Annotated in this window: 17 protein-coding genes; 5 read left to right on the forward strand and 12 right to left on the reverse strand. The window is 72.3% G+C overall.

Annotated elements, in window-relative coordinates:
- Positions 1 to 29: 29 nt before the first annotated feature.
- From lgt to trpC, 5 genes are all read right to left on the reverse strand, one after another.
- Positions 30 to 1166: a prolipoprotein diacylglyceryl transferase gene (gene lgt / locus ADL15_RS41980; RefSeq protein ID WP_067704345.1), complete on the reverse strand. Its 1137-nt coding sequence runs from the start codon at positions 1164 to 1166 to the stop codon at positions 30 to 32.
- A gap of 75 nt (positions 1167 to 1241) precedes the next feature.
- Entirely contained in the window at positions 1242 to 1895 is a 654-nt protein-coding gene (locus tag ADL15_RS41985; RefSeq protein ID WP_067704346.1) for a pyridoxine/pyridoxamine 5'-phosphate oxidase, read from the reverse strand.
- Positions 1895 to 2692 carry a tryptophan synthase subunit alpha gene (gene trpA, locus ADL15_RS41990; RefSeq protein ID WP_394326989.1) on the reverse strand — a complete coding sequence of 266 codons (798 nt, stop codon included), beginning with the start codon at positions 2690 to 2692 and terminating at the stop codon, positions 1895 to 1897. The genes ADL15_RS41985 and trpA overlap by 1 nt, the downstream gene beginning before the upstream one ends.
- Before the next feature lie 5 nt (positions 2693 to 2697).
- Complete coding sequence (trpB, locus tag ADL15_RS41995; protein ID WP_067704351.1) at positions 2698 to 3939, reverse strand: tryptophan synthase subunit beta; 1242 nt, start codon at positions 3937 to 3939, stop codon at positions 2698 to 2700.
- Positions 3936 to 4793: an indole-3-glycerol phosphate synthase TrpC gene (gene trpC, locus ADL15_RS42000; protein ID WP_067704354.1), complete on the reverse strand. Its 858-nt coding sequence runs from the start codon at positions 4791 to 4793 to the stop codon at positions 3936 to 3938. The genes trpB and trpC overlap by 4 nt, the downstream gene beginning before the upstream one ends.
- A gap of 319 nt (positions 4794 to 5112) precedes the next feature.
- Here trpC and ADL15_RS42005 point away from each other — a divergent pair, with 319 nt between their 5' ends.
- Positions 5113 to 5400, forward strand: coding sequence for a hypothetical protein (locus ADL15_RS42005; RefSeq protein ID WP_067704356.1), 288 nt, complete (start codon positions 5113 to 5115; stop codon positions 5398 to 5400).
- A gap of 36 nt (positions 5401 to 5436) precedes the next feature.
- On the opposite strand, the gene ADL15_RS42010 is transcribed toward ADL15_RS42005, so the two are convergent.
- From ADL15_RS42010 to hisI, 3 genes are read right to left on the reverse strand one after another with little or no spacing between them, the layout of a single operon-like run.
- Positions 5437 to 5988: a Trp biosynthesis-associated membrane protein gene (locus ADL15_RS42010; RefSeq protein WP_067704359.1), complete on the reverse strand. Its 552-nt coding sequence runs from the start codon at positions 5986 to 5988 to the stop codon at positions 5437 to 5439.
- Complete coding sequence (locus tag ADL15_RS42015; protein ID WP_067704362.1) at positions 5985 to 7493, reverse strand: anthranilate synthase component I; 1509 nt, start codon at positions 7491 to 7493, stop codon at positions 5985 to 5987. The genes ADL15_RS42010 and ADL15_RS42015 overlap by 4 nt, the downstream gene beginning before the upstream one ends.
- Positions 7490 to 7864, reverse strand: a complete 375-nt coding sequence (gene hisI, locus ADL15_RS42020; RefSeq protein WP_067704365.1) for a phosphoribosyl-AMP cyclohydrolase — start codon at positions 7862 to 7864, stop codon at positions 7490 to 7492. Before hisI ends, ADL15_RS42015 begins: the two co-directional genes overlap by 4 nt.
- Positions 7865 to 8087: 223 nt before the next feature.
- Between hisI and ADL15_RS42025 the strand changes: the two genes are divergently transcribed.
- Positions 8088 to 10088: a hypothetical protein gene (locus ADL15_RS42025; RefSeq protein WP_067704368.1), complete on the forward strand. Its 2001-nt coding sequence runs from the start codon at positions 8088 to 8090 to the stop codon at positions 10086 to 10088.
- Positions 10089 to 10267: 179 nt separating this feature from the next.
- Here ADL15_RS42025 and ADL15_RS42030 read toward each other — a convergent pair whose 3' ends face one another.
- Complete coding sequence (locus ADL15_RS42030; protein ID WP_067704907.1) at positions 10268 to 10993, reverse strand: DUF2470 domain-containing protein; 726 nt, start codon at positions 10991 to 10993, stop codon at positions 10268 to 10270.
- 70 nt (positions 10994 to 11063) lie between these two features.
- On the opposite strand from ADL15_RS42030, the gene rpsD reads away from it, so the two are divergent.
- Complete coding sequence (gene rpsD / locus ADL15_RS42035) at positions 11064 to 11672, forward strand: 30S ribosomal protein S4 (protein WP_067704372.1); 609 nt, start codon at positions 11064 to 11066, stop codon at positions 11670 to 11672.
- 78 nt (positions 11673 to 11750) lie between these two features.
- On the opposite strand, the gene ADL15_RS42040 is transcribed toward rpsD, so the two are convergent.
- Both ADL15_RS42040 and ADL15_RS42045 read right to left on the reverse strand, forming a co-directional pair.
- A complete protein-coding gene (locus ADL15_RS42040) occupies positions 11751 to 13514 on the reverse strand; it encodes an ABC transporter ATP-binding protein (RefSeq protein WP_067704375.1) in 1764 nt (587 codons plus the stop codon).
- Positions 13511 to 15286: an ABC transporter ATP-binding protein gene (locus ADL15_RS42045; protein WP_067704377.1), complete on the reverse strand. Its 1776-nt coding sequence runs from the start codon at positions 15284 to 15286 to the stop codon at positions 13511 to 13513. The genes ADL15_RS42040 and ADL15_RS42045 overlap by 4 nt, the downstream gene beginning before the upstream one ends.
- A gap of 141 nt (positions 15287 to 15427) precedes the next feature.
- On the opposite strand from ADL15_RS42045, the gene ADL15_RS42050 reads away from it, so the two are divergent.
- Together ADL15_RS42050 and ADL15_RS53640 are read left to right on the forward strand one after the other, a co-directional pair.
- Positions 15428 to 16054 carry a TIGR03085 family metal-binding protein gene (locus ADL15_RS42050; RefSeq protein WP_067704380.1) on the forward strand — a complete coding sequence of 209 codons (627 nt, stop codon included), beginning with the start codon at positions 15428 to 15430 and terminating at the stop codon, positions 16052 to 16054.
- A 117-nt stretch (positions 16055 to 16171) separates the two neighbouring features.
- Positions 16172 to 16390: a hypothetical protein gene (locus ADL15_RS53640; RefSeq protein ID WP_157441953.1), complete on the forward strand. Its 219-nt coding sequence runs from the start codon at positions 16172 to 16174 to the stop codon at positions 16388 to 16390.
- Here the strand turns inward: ADL15_RS53640 and ADL15_RS42055 are convergent.
- Positions 16371 to 17249, reverse strand: a complete 879-nt coding sequence (locus ADL15_RS42055; protein ID WP_067704383.1) for a carbohydrate kinase family protein — start codon at positions 17247 to 17249, stop codon at positions 16371 to 16373. The genes ADL15_RS53640 and ADL15_RS42055 overlap by 20 nt on opposite strands.
- Positions 17250 to 17313 lie beyond the last annotated feature (64 nt).

Consider the following 17313-nt stretch of genomic DNA (forward strand, 5'->3'; position numbering starts at 1 on the left):
GCCCGCCGCCCTCGTCCGGGACTCGCCGGTCAGCGCTCGCCGGCGGGCCGGTCGGCGGCCTCGTCGTCGCTCTCGGCCGTGACCACCGGCCCGGCCGGGCTGGTCACCGACTCGGTGTCCTCGGCATCCGGCACCGCATCCGCATCCTCGACGGAAGCGTCGACGTCGGCCGGTGGCAGCACGCCGGTCTTCTGGTAGGCCCGGAAACGCTCTTCACTGACCACCTGGTACGCGGTCGGCAGCTTCGGGGTGCTCGACTCCGCGGACACGTCCACCGAGGAGATGTCGCTCTCGGCGGCCGGCTCCGGTGCGGTCTCCGGTGCGTCGATGGGCACCACGTACTCGCGCGGGCCGCGCTTGACGATGAAGTAGATCGCCGCGCCGATGAAGACCACCAGCGAGACGAAGACGTTGATCCGGATGCCGAAGAAGTGGTTCGCCTCGTCGGTACGGAGCATCTCGATCCACACCCGGCCGGCCGTGTAGGCCATCACGTACAGCGCGAACGCCCGCCCGCGACCGAACTTGTACTTCCGGTCGAGCAGCCAGACCAGCCCGGCGACGCCGAGGTCCCAGATCGCCTCGTAGAGGAAGGTCGGGTGGTACAGGTCGGGCAGGGTGGTCGCCTCGCCGTCGATCATCGTGGCGTGGCCCGGGTTGGCCGAGTCCATCTCGTGCACCTGCAGGCCCCACGGCAGCGTGGTGACCTTGCCGTACAGCTCGTTGTTGAACCAGTTGCCGAACCGGCCGATGGCCTGGGCGACCGGCAGCGCCGGGGCGAGGGCCTCGGCGAACACGCTCAGCGGCAGGCCGATCTGGCGGGCCGCGATCCAGGCGCCGAGCGCGCCACCGGCGACAGCGCCCCAGATGCCGAGGCCGCCCTCCCAGATGTAGAGCGCGCGGATCGGGTCACCGCCGGAGCCGAAGTAGTCCTGCGGCGAGGTGATCAGGTGGTAGATCCGGGCGCCGACGATGCCGAACGGCACCGCCCACACCACCATGTCCAGCGACACCCACGGGGCCACGCCCCGGTGCCGCAAACGCTGCTCCATCAGGAGGGTGGCGACGACCATGCCGGCGATGATGCAGAGCGCGTAGGCCCGGACCGGGAACGGGCCCAGGTGCCACACCGACGTGGCGGGACTGGGGATGAGGGCGTAGTTCACGGGTGCACACGCTACCGTCGTCGCGCCGGTTGGCAATGCCCCGGGTGAGCCGATGATTTCGGCTCGATCGGCCGGTCAGGGCCAGAGCCGTTCCTTGATCCATTCATCGGCGGAGCGGCGGTACCGCAGGCGCACGTGCCGGCGGTCCGCGTCGCCCTGCCAGAACTCCACACTGACCGGGTCGAGCGCGTAGACGACGTGGCCGGCGGGCACGAAGCCGGGATCCTCGTCGATCAGACGCTGCGCCTCGGACCGGGCCAGACCCTCGTTCTCCGGATCGGTGATCACGTCGCTCTGCGCGCTGCTCAACGACGCGAGACGGGCCGCCGGGGACCGCGCCAGGAAGTCGTCGGCCGCGGCCGACACCCCAAGATCAAAGACATGTCCTCGTACGCGGATCTGCCGCCCCTGCTCCCGCCAGTGGAAGCCGAGAGCGGCGGCCGGGTGCGCGGTGAGGTGACGGCCCTTGGCGCTGGTCCGGTCGGTGACGAACTGCCAGCCACGGGCGTCCAGATCCCGCAGGACCAGCACCCGCACGTCCGGCAGCGCGTCCTGATCCACCGTCGCCACGCTCATCACGTGCGGTTCGCGCACGCCGGCGGCGACCGCCTCGCCGAGCCAGCGCAGGAACAGCTCACGCGGCTCGGCCGGGGTGTCGTCGAGGTCGAAGCCGGGCAGCTCCCCGGTCATCACCGGGAGGCCACGCAGCAGCCAGCTGATGCCGTCCATCAGCGGCGGCGCACACCCTCCGCCAGCTCCGTACTGAGCGCACGGAGTCGCTGGAGCCCGGTGGACCGGTCCGGCGCGTCGAGCATGCAGCGGATCAGCGCGCTGCCGACGATCACACCGTCGGCGAACGCGGCCACCTCGGCGGCCTGCGCACCGTTGCCGACGCCCAGCCCCACGCCGATCGGCAGCTCCGGGTCGATCGCGCGGATCCGGGCGACCAGGTCGGGCGCCTGCGAGGAGACCGAGGTGCGGGCGCCGGTGACACCCATCAGCGCGGTGGCGTAGACGAATCCCCGGCAGTTGCCCAGGGTCATCGCCAGCCGCTCGTCGGTGGAGCTCGGCGCGACCAGGAACGTCCGGTCGATCCGGTGCTTCTCCGAGGCGGCGATCCACTCCTGCGCCTCGTCCGGGATCAGGTCGGGCGTGATCAGCCCGGTGGCTCCGGCGGCGGCGAGGTCGCGGGCGAACGCGTCGATGCCGTACTTCTCGATCGGGTTCCAGTAGGTCATCAGCACCACCGTGGCGCCGGCCGACGCCACCGCCTCGATGATCTTCAGGGTGTCCCGGGTGCGGACCCCGTTGGCCAGCGCGATGTCGCTGGCCTTCTGGATCACCGGGCCGTCCATCACCGGGTCGGAGTACGGCAGCTCGACCTCGATGACGTCGCAGCCGGCCTCGTGCATCGCGATCATCTGCTCGATGCTGTGGTCGACCGTCGGGAAGCCGGCCGGCATGCAGCCGACCAGCACCGCGCGGTCGTCTTTCTTCGCCGCGGCGAAGGTTTCCGCGATGCTCACGTGACTCACGTGTTCTCCCCCGGGACGACCTTCTCGACCTGGTCGAGGATGCCGAAGTAGGCGCCGGCGGTGTGCACGTCCTTGTCACCGCGACCGGACAGGTTCACCACGATGGTCGGGGTCCGGCCCAGCTCCTCGCGCAGCCGCGGCGCGAGTTTCGCGACGCCGGCCAGCGCGTGCGAGCTCTCGATCGCCGGGATGATCCCCTCGGTCCGGCAGAGCAGCTGGAACGCCGCCATCGCCTCGGTGTCGGTGATCGGCTCGTAGCTGGCCCGGCCGGTGTCGTGCAGCCAGGCGTGCTCCGGGCCGACACCCGGGTAGTCCAGGCCGGCCGAGATCGAGTGCGACTCGATGGTCTGGCCGTCCTCGTCCTGCAGCAGGTAGGTGCGGTTGCCGTGCAGCACGCCGACCGTCCCGCCGGTGATCGACGCCGCATGCCGGCCGGTCTCCACGCCGTCGCCGCCGGCCTCGAAGCCGTACAGCCGGACGCCCTCGTCGGGGACGAACGCGTGGAAGATGCCGATCGCGTTGGAACCGCCGCCGACACAGGCCGCGACCGCGTCCGGCAGCTTGCCGAGCTGGTCCAGGCACTGCTGCCGGGCCTCGATCCCGATGCCGCTGACGAAGTCGCGGACGATCTCCGGGAACGGGTGCGGACCGGCCGCGGTGCCGAGCAGGTAGTGCGTGGTGTCGACGGTGGAGACCCAGTCGCGCAGCGCCTCGTTCAAGGCGTCCTTCAGCGTCCGGGACCCGTTCGTCACCGGGATCACGGTGGCGCCGAGCATCCGCATCCGGGCCACGTTCAGCGCCTGGCGCTCGGTGTCCATCTCGCCCATGTAGACCACGCACTCGAGGTCGAGCAGAGCGGCGGCGGTCGCGCTGGCCACGCCGTGCTGGCCGGCGCCGGTCTCGGCGATCACCCGGGGCTTGCCCATCCGCTTGGCGAGCAGCGCCTGACCGAGCACGTTGCGCACCTTGTGGGCGCCGGTGTGGTTGAGGTCCTCCCGCTTGAGCAGGATCTCCGCGCCGAGCTTCTTGGACAGCCGGTTCGCCCGGTAGAGCAGCGAGGGCGTGCCGGCGTAGTTGACCAGCAGGTCCTTGAAGGTCGCCTGGAACTCCGGGTCGACCTTGGCCGACCGGTACGCCGCCTCGAGCTCGTCGAGCGCCTTGATCAGCGCCTCCGGAACGAACCGGCCACCGTACTTACCGAAGTGGCCGGCCAGATCCGGAAAAGTGGGCGCGCTCACCGAACCGGCCTGGGCGTCGCCGGGTGGTTACCGGCGTTGACCAGCTCGGCCACCGCGTCGCGCGGCGACTTCTGCGTCACCAGACCCTCGCCGACCAGCACCGCGTCGGCACCGGCCGAGGCGTAGCGGATCAGGTCGTGCGGGCCACGGACGCCGGACTCGGCGATCTTCACGACGTTGTTCGGCAGCCCGGGCGCGATCCGCTCGAAGACCGACCGATCCACCTCGAGGGTGCGCAGGTCCCGGGCGTTGACCCCGATGACCTTCGCGTTCGCCTCGAGCGCCCGGTCCGCCTCCTCCTCGTTGTGCACCTCGACGAGGGCGGTCATGCCCAGCGACTCGATCCGCTCGAGAAGGCCGACGAGAGCGTTCTGCTCCAGCGCGGCGACGATCAGCAGTACCAGGTCGGCGCCGTGCGCACGGGCCTCGTGCACCTGATAGCTGGAGACCACGAAGTCCTTGCGCAGGACCGGCACCTTGACCGCGGCTCGCACCGCGACCAGGTCGTCCAGCGATCCGCCGAACCAACGGCCCTCGGTGAGCACGCTGATGCACCGGGCACCGCCGGCCGCGTACTCACCGGCCAGCTCGGCCGGGTCCGGGATGTCGGCGAGCGCACCCTTGGACGGGGACGACCGCTTCACCTCGGCGATCACCGCCACGCCGGGCTTGCGCAGCGCCGCGTACGCGTCGATCGCCGGCGGCGCGGCCGCGGCGAGGTCGCGCACCTTCTCCAGCGGCGTCGTCGCCTGACGCGCCGCTACGTCCTCGCGTACACCTGCGAGGATCTCCTCGAGTACGTTCTGCGGCCGTGCGGGGCCGCCAGTGCCCGCGTCCGCCTGATCGGATGTCACGTAATGACTCCCCTCTCCGGGTGTCTTCCGCCCGATGCTAGGAGGTCCGGCCGGTCCCCGGCCCTCCGGGGTATGGCGCGCCTCACGAGGTGGGCTGGGGCATAATGCCAGGCTGCCCCGGTCCGGCTGTCTTCTCGCTCACACCGGTTGAGCAGCCATCCCCCGTTGTACAGGGGCACTTCCTCCGAACGGCCGACACCACAATGCGTTGACGTTCGTGTCACCGTGCGGAAATACGGCTCCGGCATCGTATGTCTCGGGCAGACTGGTCCACGGCGTCGACGGCGCCGCCACCCGGACGATGATGCGGAGTCGACCAATGGCCACTGATCAGCACCCTCCCGTAGGTTTCGCCGAGGTCTCCCGGACGCTGGTCGCCATCGCCGCCGAAGTCGTCACCGGCGTGCAGCGCGCCGTGGTGGGCTCGGACAACGTGCGGACCGCGCGTGACAACGCCTGGTCCGCGATCGAGGCCGACCGGGCCCGGGCCGTCGCCCGCGCCGAGACCAGCCGGGCGGTTGCCGCCATCGTCGCCACCCACCCGCGCCGCACGGTGGCCGCGGCACACCGCCGGTCCCGCACGGCGGCCACGACGGTCCGCGGCTGATCCCTTACTTACCCCGCGAGAAAACCCTTAACCGCCTCAAGCGGTCGGATCGTCACCGCGGTCGAGAGCGTCCCAGGCCGCGCGGTTGTCGGCCGGCGCCAGCTCCGCGCTCTCCGGCCGGGTCGTCACCGGCGCGGGTGCGGCCGGACGGTCGTACCGGGCGGACATCGCCGCCCAGCGGTGGCCGTGCCGCGCGGCGAGCACCCCGCCCAGCGTGATCGCCGCGCCGCCCAGCACCGCGGCGACCAGCCAGAACACCGCTCCGGCACCGGCCTCACCGGCGTCCGTCCCGGTCCGGGCCAGGATCGCACCGGCCATGACGCCGATCCCGGCCAGCGTGAGCAGCCCGCCCAGCACCCGCCGCGCCAGGCCCCGGGTGGCCAGCAGCGCGCCGGCACCGGCCAGGGCGACCACCGCGAGACCGATCAGCCACGGCTGCGCGTCGGCGCCGGTGCGCGCGGAGCTCAGGTCGGTCAGCCCGGCGCGGTGCTCGACGGTCAGCGACCACGTCCGGGTGACCGCGTAGAGGGTCAGTCCGGCGCCGGCCAGGCAGGCGGCGATCGCGGCGAGGTGCGAGCGGCGGTTCATCGCGCCGGGCGCAGGGTCTCGGCGGCGGCGATCGCGGCGAGCACCGCGGCGGCCTTGTTCCGGGTCTCCTGCTCCTCGGCCGCCGGGTCGGAGTCGGCGACGATGCCGGCGCCCGCGCCGACGTACGCGACGCCGTCCTTGACCAGCGCGGTCCGGATGGCGATCGCCATGTCCATGTCACCGGCGAAGCCGAAATAGCCGACCGTGCCGCCGTAGAGACCGCGCCGGGTCGGCTCCAGCTCCTCGATGATCTCCATGGCCCGGACCTTGGGCGCGCCGGAGAGCGTGCCGGCCGGGAACGTCGCGGCCAGCGCGTCGAACGCGGTCCGGTCCTCGCGGAGCCGGCCGACCACTGTCGACACGATGTGCATGACGTGGCTGTACCGCTCGATCCGGGCGAACTCCGGCACCTCGACGCTGCCCGGCTCGCAGACCCGGCCCAGGTCGTTGCGGCCCAGGTCGACGAGCATGACGTGCTCGGAGCGCTCCTTCGGGTCGGCCAGCAGCTCGGCGGCGAGCGCGGCGTCCTGCTCCGGGGTGGCGCCCCGCCAGCGGGTGCCGGCGATCGGGTGCAGCAGCGCCGTCCGGTTCGCACTGACCTTGAGGTGCGCCTCCGGCGAGGACCCGACGATGTCGAAGTCGTCAAACCGGAGCAGGTACATGTACGGACTCGGGTTGGTGGCCCGCAGTACCCGGTAGATGTCCAGCGCGTTGGCGTCGGTGGGCCGCTCGAACCGCTGGGCCACCACGATCTGGAAGCACTCGCCGGCCCGGATCGCCTCCTTGGCCTGCTCGACCGCCTTCTGGTAGTCGCCCGGGACGGTACGGCTGACCGGCTCGCCGGCCGGCCGGCGCTCCACCGTGGAGATCATCGGCGGGGTGGGCCGGGACAGCGCGGTGGTCATCGCGTCCAGCCGGCCGACCGCGTGGTGGTAGGCCGCGCGGCGGGCCGCGTCGTCGGCGTCCTCGGCCAGCACCGCGTTCGCGACCAGCAGCGCCGAGCCGTCGTGGTGGTCGAGCACCACCAGGTCGGTGGCGAGCATCATGCCCAGCTCGGGCAGCGGCACGTCGACGGCGGCGGTGGACGGCAGCCGCTCGAACCGGCGGACCAGGTCGTAGCTGAGGTAGCCGACCATGCCACCGGTGAGCGGGGGCAGGTCGGCGTCGGGCGCGGCGCCGCCGGTCAGCGCGGCCACCGTCTCGCGCAGGGCCACCACCGGATCGCCGTCCAGCGGCACGCCGTCCGGGGGCGTGCCGAGCCACGCGGCCTGCCCGTCCTTCTCGACCAGGGTGGCGGCGCTGCGGACACCGATGAACGAGTAGCGCGACCAGGCCAGGCCCTGCTCGGCCGACTCCAGCAGGAAGGTGCCGGGGCCACCGGCCAGTTTGGTGTAGACGCCGACCGGGGTCTCGCCGTCGGCGAGCAGCTTGCGGGTGACCGGGACGACGCGCTTGCCCGATGCGACGAACGTCGCCTCGTCCGGGCTGACGATGCCGCTTGTCACAGCGCCTCCAGAGCCGATACCGGGAGTTCCGCGGAGAAGCAGGTGTGTGTGCCGGTGTGGCAGGCCGCCCCGGTCTGCTCGACGGTCACCAGCAGCGCGTCGCCGTCGCAGTCCAGCGCGACCTTCCTGACGAGCTGGTGGTGGCCGGAGGTGGCGCCCTTCACCCAGTACTCCTGCCGGCTGCGGGACCAGTAGGTGGCCCGGCCGGTGGTCAGGGTGCGGTGCAGCGCCTCGGCGTCCATCCAGGCCAGCATCAGCACCTCGTTGGTGCCGTGTTCCTGGACGATCGCGGCGACCAGTCCGTCCGTGGTGCGCTTGAGCCGGGCGGCGATCGCCGCGTCGAGGGACGTCTCTGCATCTGATACGGGCACGAGTCCGATTCTCTCCCATCGTTGCGGAACATTTGCGGGGGCGTCGCCGGGCTTCGCGCAGGAAGCCCCACGATCCGGTCACAGGGGATGTGCCCGGCCGATCGGGACGGTACCGTCGGCGGGGCGCCGTACCAGCCTGAGATGCCCGGCGCCCGCCGCCGATGTGTCTGCGCAGCTCCAGGCAGCCCCGGTGGGCGCGCCTCGCGACGGGAGTGGTTTACCGATGGAGCCGACGTCCAGCCCCGACAACGCCCGGCCCGCGCCCGGACTCGCCCGTTTTTGGCAGGTTCGTGCGGATTCGGATGCGGATCCGGATGCGAGCTACCTGCCCTCCGCCTATCTGCCCGCCGCGGAGGATCCGGCGCGGGAACCGGCGGCCCTGCCCGAGCCGGAGATGGTGTCGCTCGGCTCCCGCCGGGCCGGCGACCCCCTGGAGTTCGCCCTCCCGTCGCTGCCCGCTGACCTGCTGACCGGCTCGTCGATGGCATTCGGCCCGCGCTCGGCCCCGCCGTTCACGCCGCGGGCCTCGGCACAGGGCCCGGGCGGACCGGCCGGCTCCAACGGCTTCCACGGCGACCCGGGCGATCTGCCGCCGAGTGACCCGTTCGGGTTGAATCGCGCCGCCGGACGCGTCCCCGGGCCGTCCCGCGGCGACGGCGCCGGCCCCCGCCCGGCCGGGCGGTCCCGGCACGGCGATTCTGATCACTCGGTCCCTTCGGACCAGGAACCGCAGGCCGGACAGGACGTAGAGTCCCAGGGGCCCGAGACCGAAACACCGGGCCGGGACAACTCTTTCGGGGGATTCCGGCTCGGCGGCAGCGGGCGATTCCTCTTCGGGGGGCGGACCGAACCGGGCCCGCAACCGGGCGTCAACGGACACGCCGCCGAAGCGGAGCCATCGGCCGCGGAGGAGACCGAGATCGCCGGGACCGGCGACGCTCAAGTCGCCGGGCAATCGGCCGACGAGGAGTCCACCGGTGCGAAGCCGGCGGACGAACCGGCGGACGACACGTCGCCGGAGGCCGGCCAGGACGCCGCCGATGAGGCGGAACCACGCGACGAGAACGGACGTGAAGACATGAACGGACGGGCAGGAGCCCCCGGGTACGCGCAGGCCGGCGAATCGCCGGGCCCGGACGGGATGCCCGTGGTGGACGGTCCGCTCGGCGAGGCGCCCGACCCGGCACTGGAGAACCGCCCGGCCTCGGGCTGGGCCTCGGTGCCGGTGCAGATGCAGCCGCCCACCTCGGGTGGACCGGTCGGTTCGGTCTCCGGCGCGCCGGTCTCGCCGGGGTACGCCCCGGCGCCGTACCTGCCCACCGACTTCACCCCGGACCACCCGGCGGTCAGCCTGGAGCCGGTCTCCGGTCTGCCCGAGCAGGCCCCGGAGCAGTCGCTCCCGGCAGTGCCCGCCGACCCGGCCGCCTCGGCCGCTCCGGTCTCCCCGGCTCCGGCGCCGGCGCCGGCGCCGACCTCCGGACCGGCCACCGGTTCCGCCTCGGTGCCGATGCCGGACCTGCAGTTCCCGGCGATGCCGCCGCTGCCCGTCCCGCAGATCCCGGCCACCCGCGCGCCGATCGACCTGCCGGCCGCCCCGGACACCGGGTTCGCCTTCGGCTCGCCGGCCACCACCGGGTACAGCCTGGGCCGTTCCGGCGAGACGTACGGGGTCGCCTCGGTCACCCCGGCCGGGCCGACCGCGCCGCAGACGGGTTCGGTCACGCCGCCGCCGCTCGACTTCCAGCCGTACCCGGAGTCCGGTCTGACCGGTGTGTCGGTGGGCAACCTCGCCGGCCGCGGCCTGCCGGACGAGGACCTGCGTCCGTCCGCGCGCCGCTCGGCCAGCCTGGAGGACGCCGAGCCGGTCCGCCGCCCGGGCCGCCGCGCCGCCCGTGACGAGGACGAGTCGGAGATCACCAACCTGTCGGCCCCGTCCGGCGAGGAAGGGACGATCATCCGGGCCACGGTCTGGGACGAGGACGCCGCCCGGCACTTCCGGGCCGCCTGGCACGAGGTCAAGGCGGAGTTCGTCGACGACCCGGTGACCGCGCTGACCCGGGCGCACGACCTGCTCACCGACGCGGTGAACGAGCTGACCGAGGTCCTGCTGGCCGAGCGGGACGACCTGGACCCGCTGCGCGGCACCGGTACGCCGGACACCGAGAGCATGCGGATGGCGATGCGCGGCTACCGCGAGTTCCTGGACCGGATTCTCTCGCTCTAGGGATTCACGCACTGGACTGACCAGTAGTTGAGACGCAAAAGATGGGCGGCCCCCGGCACGGGGCCGCCCATCTTTTTTGCTACCCCGCTCACCGCGGCACCGGCGAGCAGGGCGAACGGGATCCCACCACCCGACGGCGGCAGAGGGGGGGCGCCGGGATCCCGAGACTTTTCCGACCGTCAGGCCGCACACCGGTGGCAGAGGATCGGGTGCAGCAGGTGGGCCAGGTCGTGGCGGTCGGTGACCGGGCGCGGGAAGGCCAGCCGGGCGCTGCGGGAACCCATCCGGACCACGAAGCCGTACCGGTCCAGGCGCACCACCCGCGGGTCGTCGCCGGGCTCCGCGGCCGGGCCGAGCTGGCGGCGCACGTAGTCGCTCATCTCCGACACGTGGTGGTCGGCCAGGTCGGCGATCAGGTCGAACTCCACCGCGCGCAGCGGGTCCGGCGAGGCCTCGGCGTAGTCGTCCGGGTCGATCTCGACCAGCTTCTCGTTGCGCTCGAAGCGCACCTCGGCCACGTCCATCCGGTAGAGCGACTGGCTCCCCCCGATGTCCAGCAGGTCACCGCAGGCGTCGGTGTCGGCGTAGTCCAGCGCGGCGGTCCGCGCCTGTTCGCCGGTGAGCTTGGCCGCCCACCCGGAGACCCAGACCCGGCCGATCGACGGCGACGAGGCCATCGGCGGCACGTCCCGGATGTCCAGGACCAGCGCGGCGTCGTCGTTGCCGGGCTGCGGCCGCAGCGCGGTGGACAGCGTTCCGTCGGACGGTACGAGCAGCAGCGGGCGGCCCTGCGCATCGGTCACATGCCTGATCGGAAGCGGTCCGGGGTGGCAGGCGATGTGGGCGACTGCGGGCAGGTGACCGGCGGCGAGGGTACGTCCGATCTCGGCGGGACTGGGTTGCATGACGAGCACCTCCGGGCACCGGTTAGGCTTACCTAAGTTAGGCAAGGCTAACCGTAACAGGAGATCCGGCGTGAACAACTCTCGACCCAAAGCCAAGCTCTCTCGGGCGCTCGGCATCCCTCTCACCCGTAAATGTGTGAAGTACTTCGAGCGGCGGCCGTTCCCGCCGGGCGTGCACGGCCGTGGCCGGCGCAAGAGCTCGGACTACCAGGTCCGTCTGCTGGAGAAGCAGCGCCTGCGGCACCAGTACAACATCAGCGAGGTCCAGATGCGGGCCGCGTACGACGCCGCCCACAAGGCCGAGGGCAAGACCGGCGAGGCCATGGTCACGCTGCTCGAGCGTCGTCTGGACGCGACGGTGGCCCGGGCCGGTCTGGCCCGGACGATCTACCAGGCCCGTCAGCTCGTCGTGCACGGTCACTTCACCGTGGACGGCAAGAAGGTCGACCGGCCGGGTTACAAGCTCAAGCCGGGCCAGGTCATCGAGGTCCGCGAGTCGAGCCGGCAGAAGCCGCCGTTCCAGATCGCGGCGACCGGCGCGCACCTGGACGGACCGACCGCGCCGTACCTCTCCACGGTGCTGGAGGACTTGCGCACCACGGTGATCCGGGTGCCGCTGCGCACCGAGGTCCCGGTCCTCTGCGACGAGCAGCTCGTCGTGGAGTACTACGCCCGATAACCCCGTGTTTCGGGCACTGTTCGACCCCGAAGATCGCCGGTTACCCGGCGATCTTCCGCGGAGCGAAGAGAAGCCAAGCTAGCTCCGTGTCTGTTCCAACCAGCTCGCGTAGAGCTTGGCGTAGATCGAACCTTCCTCGGCGACGAGCTGGGCGTGCGGGCCGCGTTGCACGACGCGGCCCGCGTCCACCACGATCACCTCGTCCGCGGACTGCGCGGTGGACAGCCGGTGCGCGATCGCCACCGTGGTCCGGCCACGGGTGACCAGGTCCAGGGCGTGCTGCAGGCGTACCTCGGTGGCCGGGTCGACAGCGCTGGTCGCCTCGTCCAGCACCAGCAGATCCGGGTCGGCGACGTACGCCCGGACCAGCGCCACCAGCTGCCGCTCCCCCACGCTGAGCGCCTCCCCGCGCTCGCCGACCTCGGTCTCCAGACCCTGCGGCAGCCCGTCCAGCCAGTCGACGAGCCCCAGCTCGACGAAGGCCGCGCGCAGCTGCTCGCCGGTGAGCGACGGCTCGGCGAAGCGGATGTTCTCCGCCACCGTGGCGTCGAAGAGGAAGCCGTCCTGCGGCACCATCACCACCCGCGACCGCAGCGACGCGAAGCGCACCGAGGTCAGCGGCGTCCCGGAGAGCAGCACCTCGCCCTGCGCCGGGTCCATCAGCCGGGTGAGCAGCTTGGCGAACGTGGTCTTGCCACTGCCGGTCTCCCCGACCACCGCGTACTTGCGCCGGGCGTCGAGGGTCAGATCCACGCCGGACAGCACGATCGGGCCGCCCGGATAGCGGAACGACACGTCGGCGAAGCGCACCGAGAGCGGGCCGGCCGGCAGCTCCACCCCCTGGTCGTCGGGGTCGGCCACGTCCGGCTCGACGTCCAGCACGTCCAGGATCCGGCGCCAGCCGGCCACCGCGTTCTGCGCCTCGTTCAGCATGTCGGTGGCGATCTGCACCGGCTGGATGAACAGCGTGACCAGGAACAGGAACGCGGTCAGCTGCCCGACGGTGAGCGCGCCGTCGGCGCCCAGCCAGACACCGACCACGACCACCCCGGCCAGCGCCAGGCCGGCGCCGATCTCCCCGCTGGAGAAGCTGGTCACGCTGGTCCGCATGGCCCGCTGCTGGGCCACCCGGAGATCCTCGATCGAGGAGTCCAGCCGGGCCTGGGTGCGGCCGGCCACCCCGTACGACCGGATCACCGTGGCGCCGACGACGCTCTCGGCGACCGCGCCGAGCATCACGCCGGTGCGCTCGCGGACCGCGCGGTAGACCTCGGCCAGCCGCTTCTGGAACAGCCGGATCACACCGACCGCCGGGCCGAACGCGAGCAGCACGACGAGGGCGAGCTGCCAGGAGTAGACGAACATCACCACGGCCGAGACCAGCAGCTGGCCGGTGGCGAGCAGCAGCTGCACCCCGCCGGTCTGCAGGAACTGGGAGATCTGGTCGACGTCGCTGGTCACCCGGGACACCATCGAGCCGCGCCGCTCGGACTGCTGGTGCAGCATGGACAGGTCGTGGATGTGCCGGAACGTCCGCTGCCGCAGCCCGCTCAGCGCGGTCTCACTGACCGTGAACAGCCGGCGGGTCATCAGGTACCCGCAGAGCGTGGAGATCATCAGCGCGCACAGGGTGATCGCGACGATCCGGACCACCACGCCGAGGTCCGGGCCGCCCGGCGCGCGGATGCCGTGGTCGATGCCCTGCTGCACGGCGATCGGCACGGCCACCCGGCCGGCCATCTGCAGCACCGCCAGGACGATCGTGCCGCCCAGACCGGTCCGCAGCTCCGGCGACAAGGCCAGGCCACGCTTGACGGTGGCCAGGGTTCCTTCGCCGCTCACTCTTGGTGCTCCGCTTTCTCGTACGCCGTGACCAGGTCCTGATAGCCCGCGTGGAACGTCATCAACTCGGCGTGCGTGCCGGTCGCCACCACCCGGCCGCGTTCCAGGTAGACCACCTGGTCGGCGAGCGCGATGGTGGCCCGCCGGTACGCCACCACCAGCACCGACGCGCGCGCGTCGGAGGCTCGCAGCGCGCCGAGGATGGCCGCCTCCACCCGCGGGTCGACAGCGCTGGTGGCGTCGTCGAGCACCAGCAGCCGGGGCTTGCCGGCCAGCGCCCGGGCCAGCGTGAGCCGCTGCCGCTGCCCGCCGGAGAGCGAGGTGCCGCGCTCGCCGACCGCGGTGTCCAGCCCGTCCGGCAGCCCGGCCACGAACCGGTCGGCCTGCGCCAGGGCCAGCGCGTCCCGGACCGCGTCGTCGTCGACACCGGGCCGGTCCAGCGCGATGTTGCCGCGGACCGTGTCGTCGAACACGAACGGCACCTGCGGCACCAGGGCGGCCGCGCCGGCCAGGGCGGAGAGCGCCAGGTCGGGCAGCTTCACCCCGTCGATCCCGATCGAGCCGGACTCCGGGTCGACCAGCCGCACCGCCAGCGAGGCGATCGTCGACTTGCCCGAACCGGTCGCGCCGACCAGCGCCACGGTCCGCCCGGAGGGCACCGTGAAGCTGACGTCGTGCAGGATCTGCGGCCCCTCGCCGTACGAAAAACGCACTTGATCGAACCGCAACTCGGCCGGACCCGCACCGGGCAGCGAACCGTCGCCGTAGGCGAGATCGCCCTCGGCGTCGAGCACCGCCCGCACCCGGTCCCACCCGGCGACGCTGCGCGGCAGCTCGCCGACCACCCAGCCGATCGCGCGGACCGGGAACGCCAGCACGGTGAACAGGAACGCGACGCTGACCACGTCGGCCACCCCGATCGCGCCGGACCGCAGCCGCCACGCGCCGAGCAGCAGCACCGCGAGGGTGCCGAGGCTGGGCAGGCTGTCCATCAGCGGGTCGAACAGGCCACGCAGCCGGCCGACCGCGATCAGCGAGTCGCGCAGCTCGTCGACGAAGACGCCGAACCGGCGGGACTCGTCGGCCTCCCGGCCCATCGTCTTGACCACCAGCGCGCCGTCGAAGCTCTCGTGCGCGACCGCGCTGACCTTGCCACGCATCTGCTGGGCCCGGATCTGCCGCGGCGACATCCGCCGCGAATAGACCAGGTTGAGCCCGAACAGCGCCGGGAACAGCGTCGCGCCGACCAGCGCGAGCACCCAGTCGGTCAGGAACAGCGAGATCATCGCGGCGATCAGCATCACGATGGTGCCAACCGCGAACGGCAGCGGGGCGATCGGCCCCCAGGCCGCCTCCACGTCCGAGTTCGCGTTGGAGAGCAGCGTGCCGGTGGCGTGCCGCTGGTGCCAGGCCGGCGGCAGCGACAGGTAACGGCCGGTGACCGCGCGCCGGTACCGCGCCTGGAGCCGGAACTGCATGAAACCGGCGCCGAGACGCCGGCCGAAAATGCTGGCGACGCGCAGGCCGCTGATCCCCAGGAAGATCGCCGCGACCAGCCAGAGCCGGCCCGCGTCCACCTGGTGCGAGGCGAACGACGGGACCACCACGTGGCCGATCACCCAGCCCACGACGTACGAGTTCGCAATGATCAGCAGCCCGAACAGGCTGCTGCCGATCGCACCGACGATGAAGAGTCGTGGCTCCGTGCGGATCGCGTGGCCGAGCACCCGCAGACCCCGTCCCAGCACGTCGCGGCTGGCTCCGCTGCTCAAAATCCCTACCTGACTGGTAAGCGTTGGCCGGCGAATCCGACCTTACCGATCCCATCCTGCCGAACCGGTGCCCGCCAGCCCCACTGTTTACATTGTGGCCACGATTACACCGGGTCCCTCCGCGCGCCTTACCATCGGCCGATGAACGACTACGCACGCCGGGAACGCCAGCTGCTCGCCGACCTGCTGCTGCACGTGGGCCCGGACGTGCCGACCCTGTGCGCCGGATGGACCACCCGCGACCTGGCCGCGCACCTGGTGATCCGGGACCGCCGCCCGGACGCCTCGGCCGGGACGCTGATCCCCGCGCTCGCCGCCTACGGGGAGAAGATCCGGCTGGCCCGGGCGGCGCTGCCCTACCCCCAGCTGATCGACGAGGTGCGCACTCCGCCGGTGTGGAGCCCGGTCAGCAACCCGCTGATGGACGGCCTGGCCAACACGCTGGAGTTCTTCATCCACCACGAGGACGTGCGCCGGGCCGCACCGCAGTGGGAGCCGCGGGTGCTGGCGGCCGGTCAGCAGGCTGCGCTCTGGCGCAGCGCCAAGCTCACCTCCCGGCTGGCCCTGCGCAAGGCGGGCGTGCCGGCCGAGGTGATCGCGACCGGCTTCCCGCCGGTGCGCACCGCGCCGGCGCCGGTGGTGCGGATCACCGGGGACGTCGGTGAGCTGGCGCTGTTCTTCTCCGGGCGTCAGCAGGTCGCCCAGGTGCAGATCGAGGGCGACCCGGCGGTGGCCGAGCGGCTGCGCGGGGCGAAGCTGGGTTTCTGACTTTTCGATCACCGGAGCCACGCCGGGACGGTATGGACAATCCGGTATACCCGGTGCCCGTAACCGAACGCTTACGCTCAGGCCAGGAACGTTCTACAGCAAACCGGAGGCATGGGCATGGAGATCCGACGTGGCGGATTCCGGGCAGCGGTTGTGCTGGCCCTGGCAGTAGGTGCAGCAGTCCTGACCGCGGGGCCGGCTGCGGCCTCGACGAAAGACCCCGACGTGTCGTTGCTGACCCCGGGCGGTGGCGTCTCGCTGCTGACCCCCGGCGCCGGCGTGTCGTTGCTGACCCCGGGCAGCGGCGTGTCCCTGCTCAGTGGTGGCGCCGGCTGACCAGGCCGGGCCGGGTGATGAAGGAGTCCGCGCCGACCGCGTGGGTGCAGGCGTAAGCCCCCGCGATCACCCCGTCCCTCAGGCACTCGCCGTCGCTCTTCCCCGCCGTCCAACCGGTCAGGAAAGCGGCGGCGAACGCGTCTCCGGCCCCGTTGGTGTCCACGATCGGCGCGCCCGGGTCGGCCGCGTCGAGATGCGTCACCCCGTCCCGGGTGTAGAGGTCCGCGCCGTCCGCGCCCCGGGTGACCACCACCCGGGAGGCCACGCCCTCGGCCAGGATCCGCTCCGCGGCGCCGGCGGCGAGCCGTACCCCGCTGACGAAGACCAGGTCGGCGCCGAGCGCGAAGTCCCGGTGGTGCGGGTCGGTGCCGTCCCAGTCGTGCAGGTCGGTGGAGACGGTGACCCCGGCGGCGCGCAGCGCGGGCAGCAGGTGCCGGGCCCAGTCCACGATCGTGACGTGCACGTGCCGGATGCCGTCCGGCAGCGGCTGGTAGAGATGTTCCGGCAGCCGGTAGCCGGGGACGTCGCGCCCGTCGTAGAGGGAGAGCCGCCGCCCGTCCGGGCTCATCAGGTTGACCGCCCGCCGGGTCCCGCCCGGCGCCGTCGCGGTACGCAGCGGGATCCCCCAGCGCTGGAACGCCGCCGTCACCCGGCGCCCCGGTTCGTCGTCACCCACGGTGTCGATCACCTGCACCGACGCGCCCAGCGCGGCCAGCCCGAGCGCGACGCAGGTGCCGGTGTGCGAGACGTGATCCTCGATCGGGCCGCGGGGCCGGGCCGAGTCGGCGGCGAGCACCGGCAGGTCCGCCACCGGGACCACCGTGTCGATGCCGGTACCGCCGATCACCAGGAAAACCATGAGGTCACGGTAACGACTAGGATTTGACCAGTTGCCGGGGCACTCTAGCCGTGTAACCGCCCTC

Source organism: Actinoplanes awajinensis subsp. mycoplanecinus (genome assembly GCF_001509495.1).
GTDB classification, from domain to species: domain Bacteria; phylum Actinomycetota; class Actinomycetes; order Mycobacteriales; family Micromonosporaceae; genus Actinoplanes; species Actinoplanes palleronii.

Bases quoted from the DNA above. Each gene is read 5' to 3' on its own strand.
- ADL15_RS42050 (WP_067704380.1), top strand. From the start codon at position 15,428: ATGAACGACTACGCACGCCGGGAACGCCAGCTGCTCGCCGACCTGCTG.
- ADL15_RS42005 (WP_067704356.1), top strand. From the start codon at position 5,113: ATGGCCACTGATCAGCACCCTCCCGTAGGTTTCGCCGAGGTCTCCCGG.
- ADL15_RS41985 (WP_067704346.1), bottom strand. From the start codon at position 1,895: ATGGACGGCATCAGCTGGCTGCTGCGTGGCCTCCCGGTGATGACCGGG.
- ADL15_RS42055 (WP_067704383.1), bottom strand. From the start codon at position 17,249: ATGGTTTTCCTGGTGATCGGCGGTACCGGCATCGACACGGTGGTCCCG.
- ADL15_RS42010 (WP_067704359.1), bottom strand. From the start codon at position 5,988: ATGAACCGCCGCTCGCACCTCGCCGCGATCGCCGCCTGCCTGGCCGGC.
- ADL15_RS53640 (WP_157441953.1), top strand. From the start codon at position 16,172: ATGGAGATCCGACGTGGCGGATTCCGGGCAGCGGTTGTGCTGGCCCTG.
- ADL15_RS42025 (WP_067704368.1), top strand. From the start codon at position 8,088: ATGGAGCCGACGTCCAGCCCCGACAACGCCCGGCCCGCGCCCGGACTC.
- ADL15_RS42030 (WP_067704907.1), bottom strand. From the start codon at position 10,993: ATGCAACCCAGTCCCGCCGAGATCGGACGTACCCTCGCCGCCGGTCAC.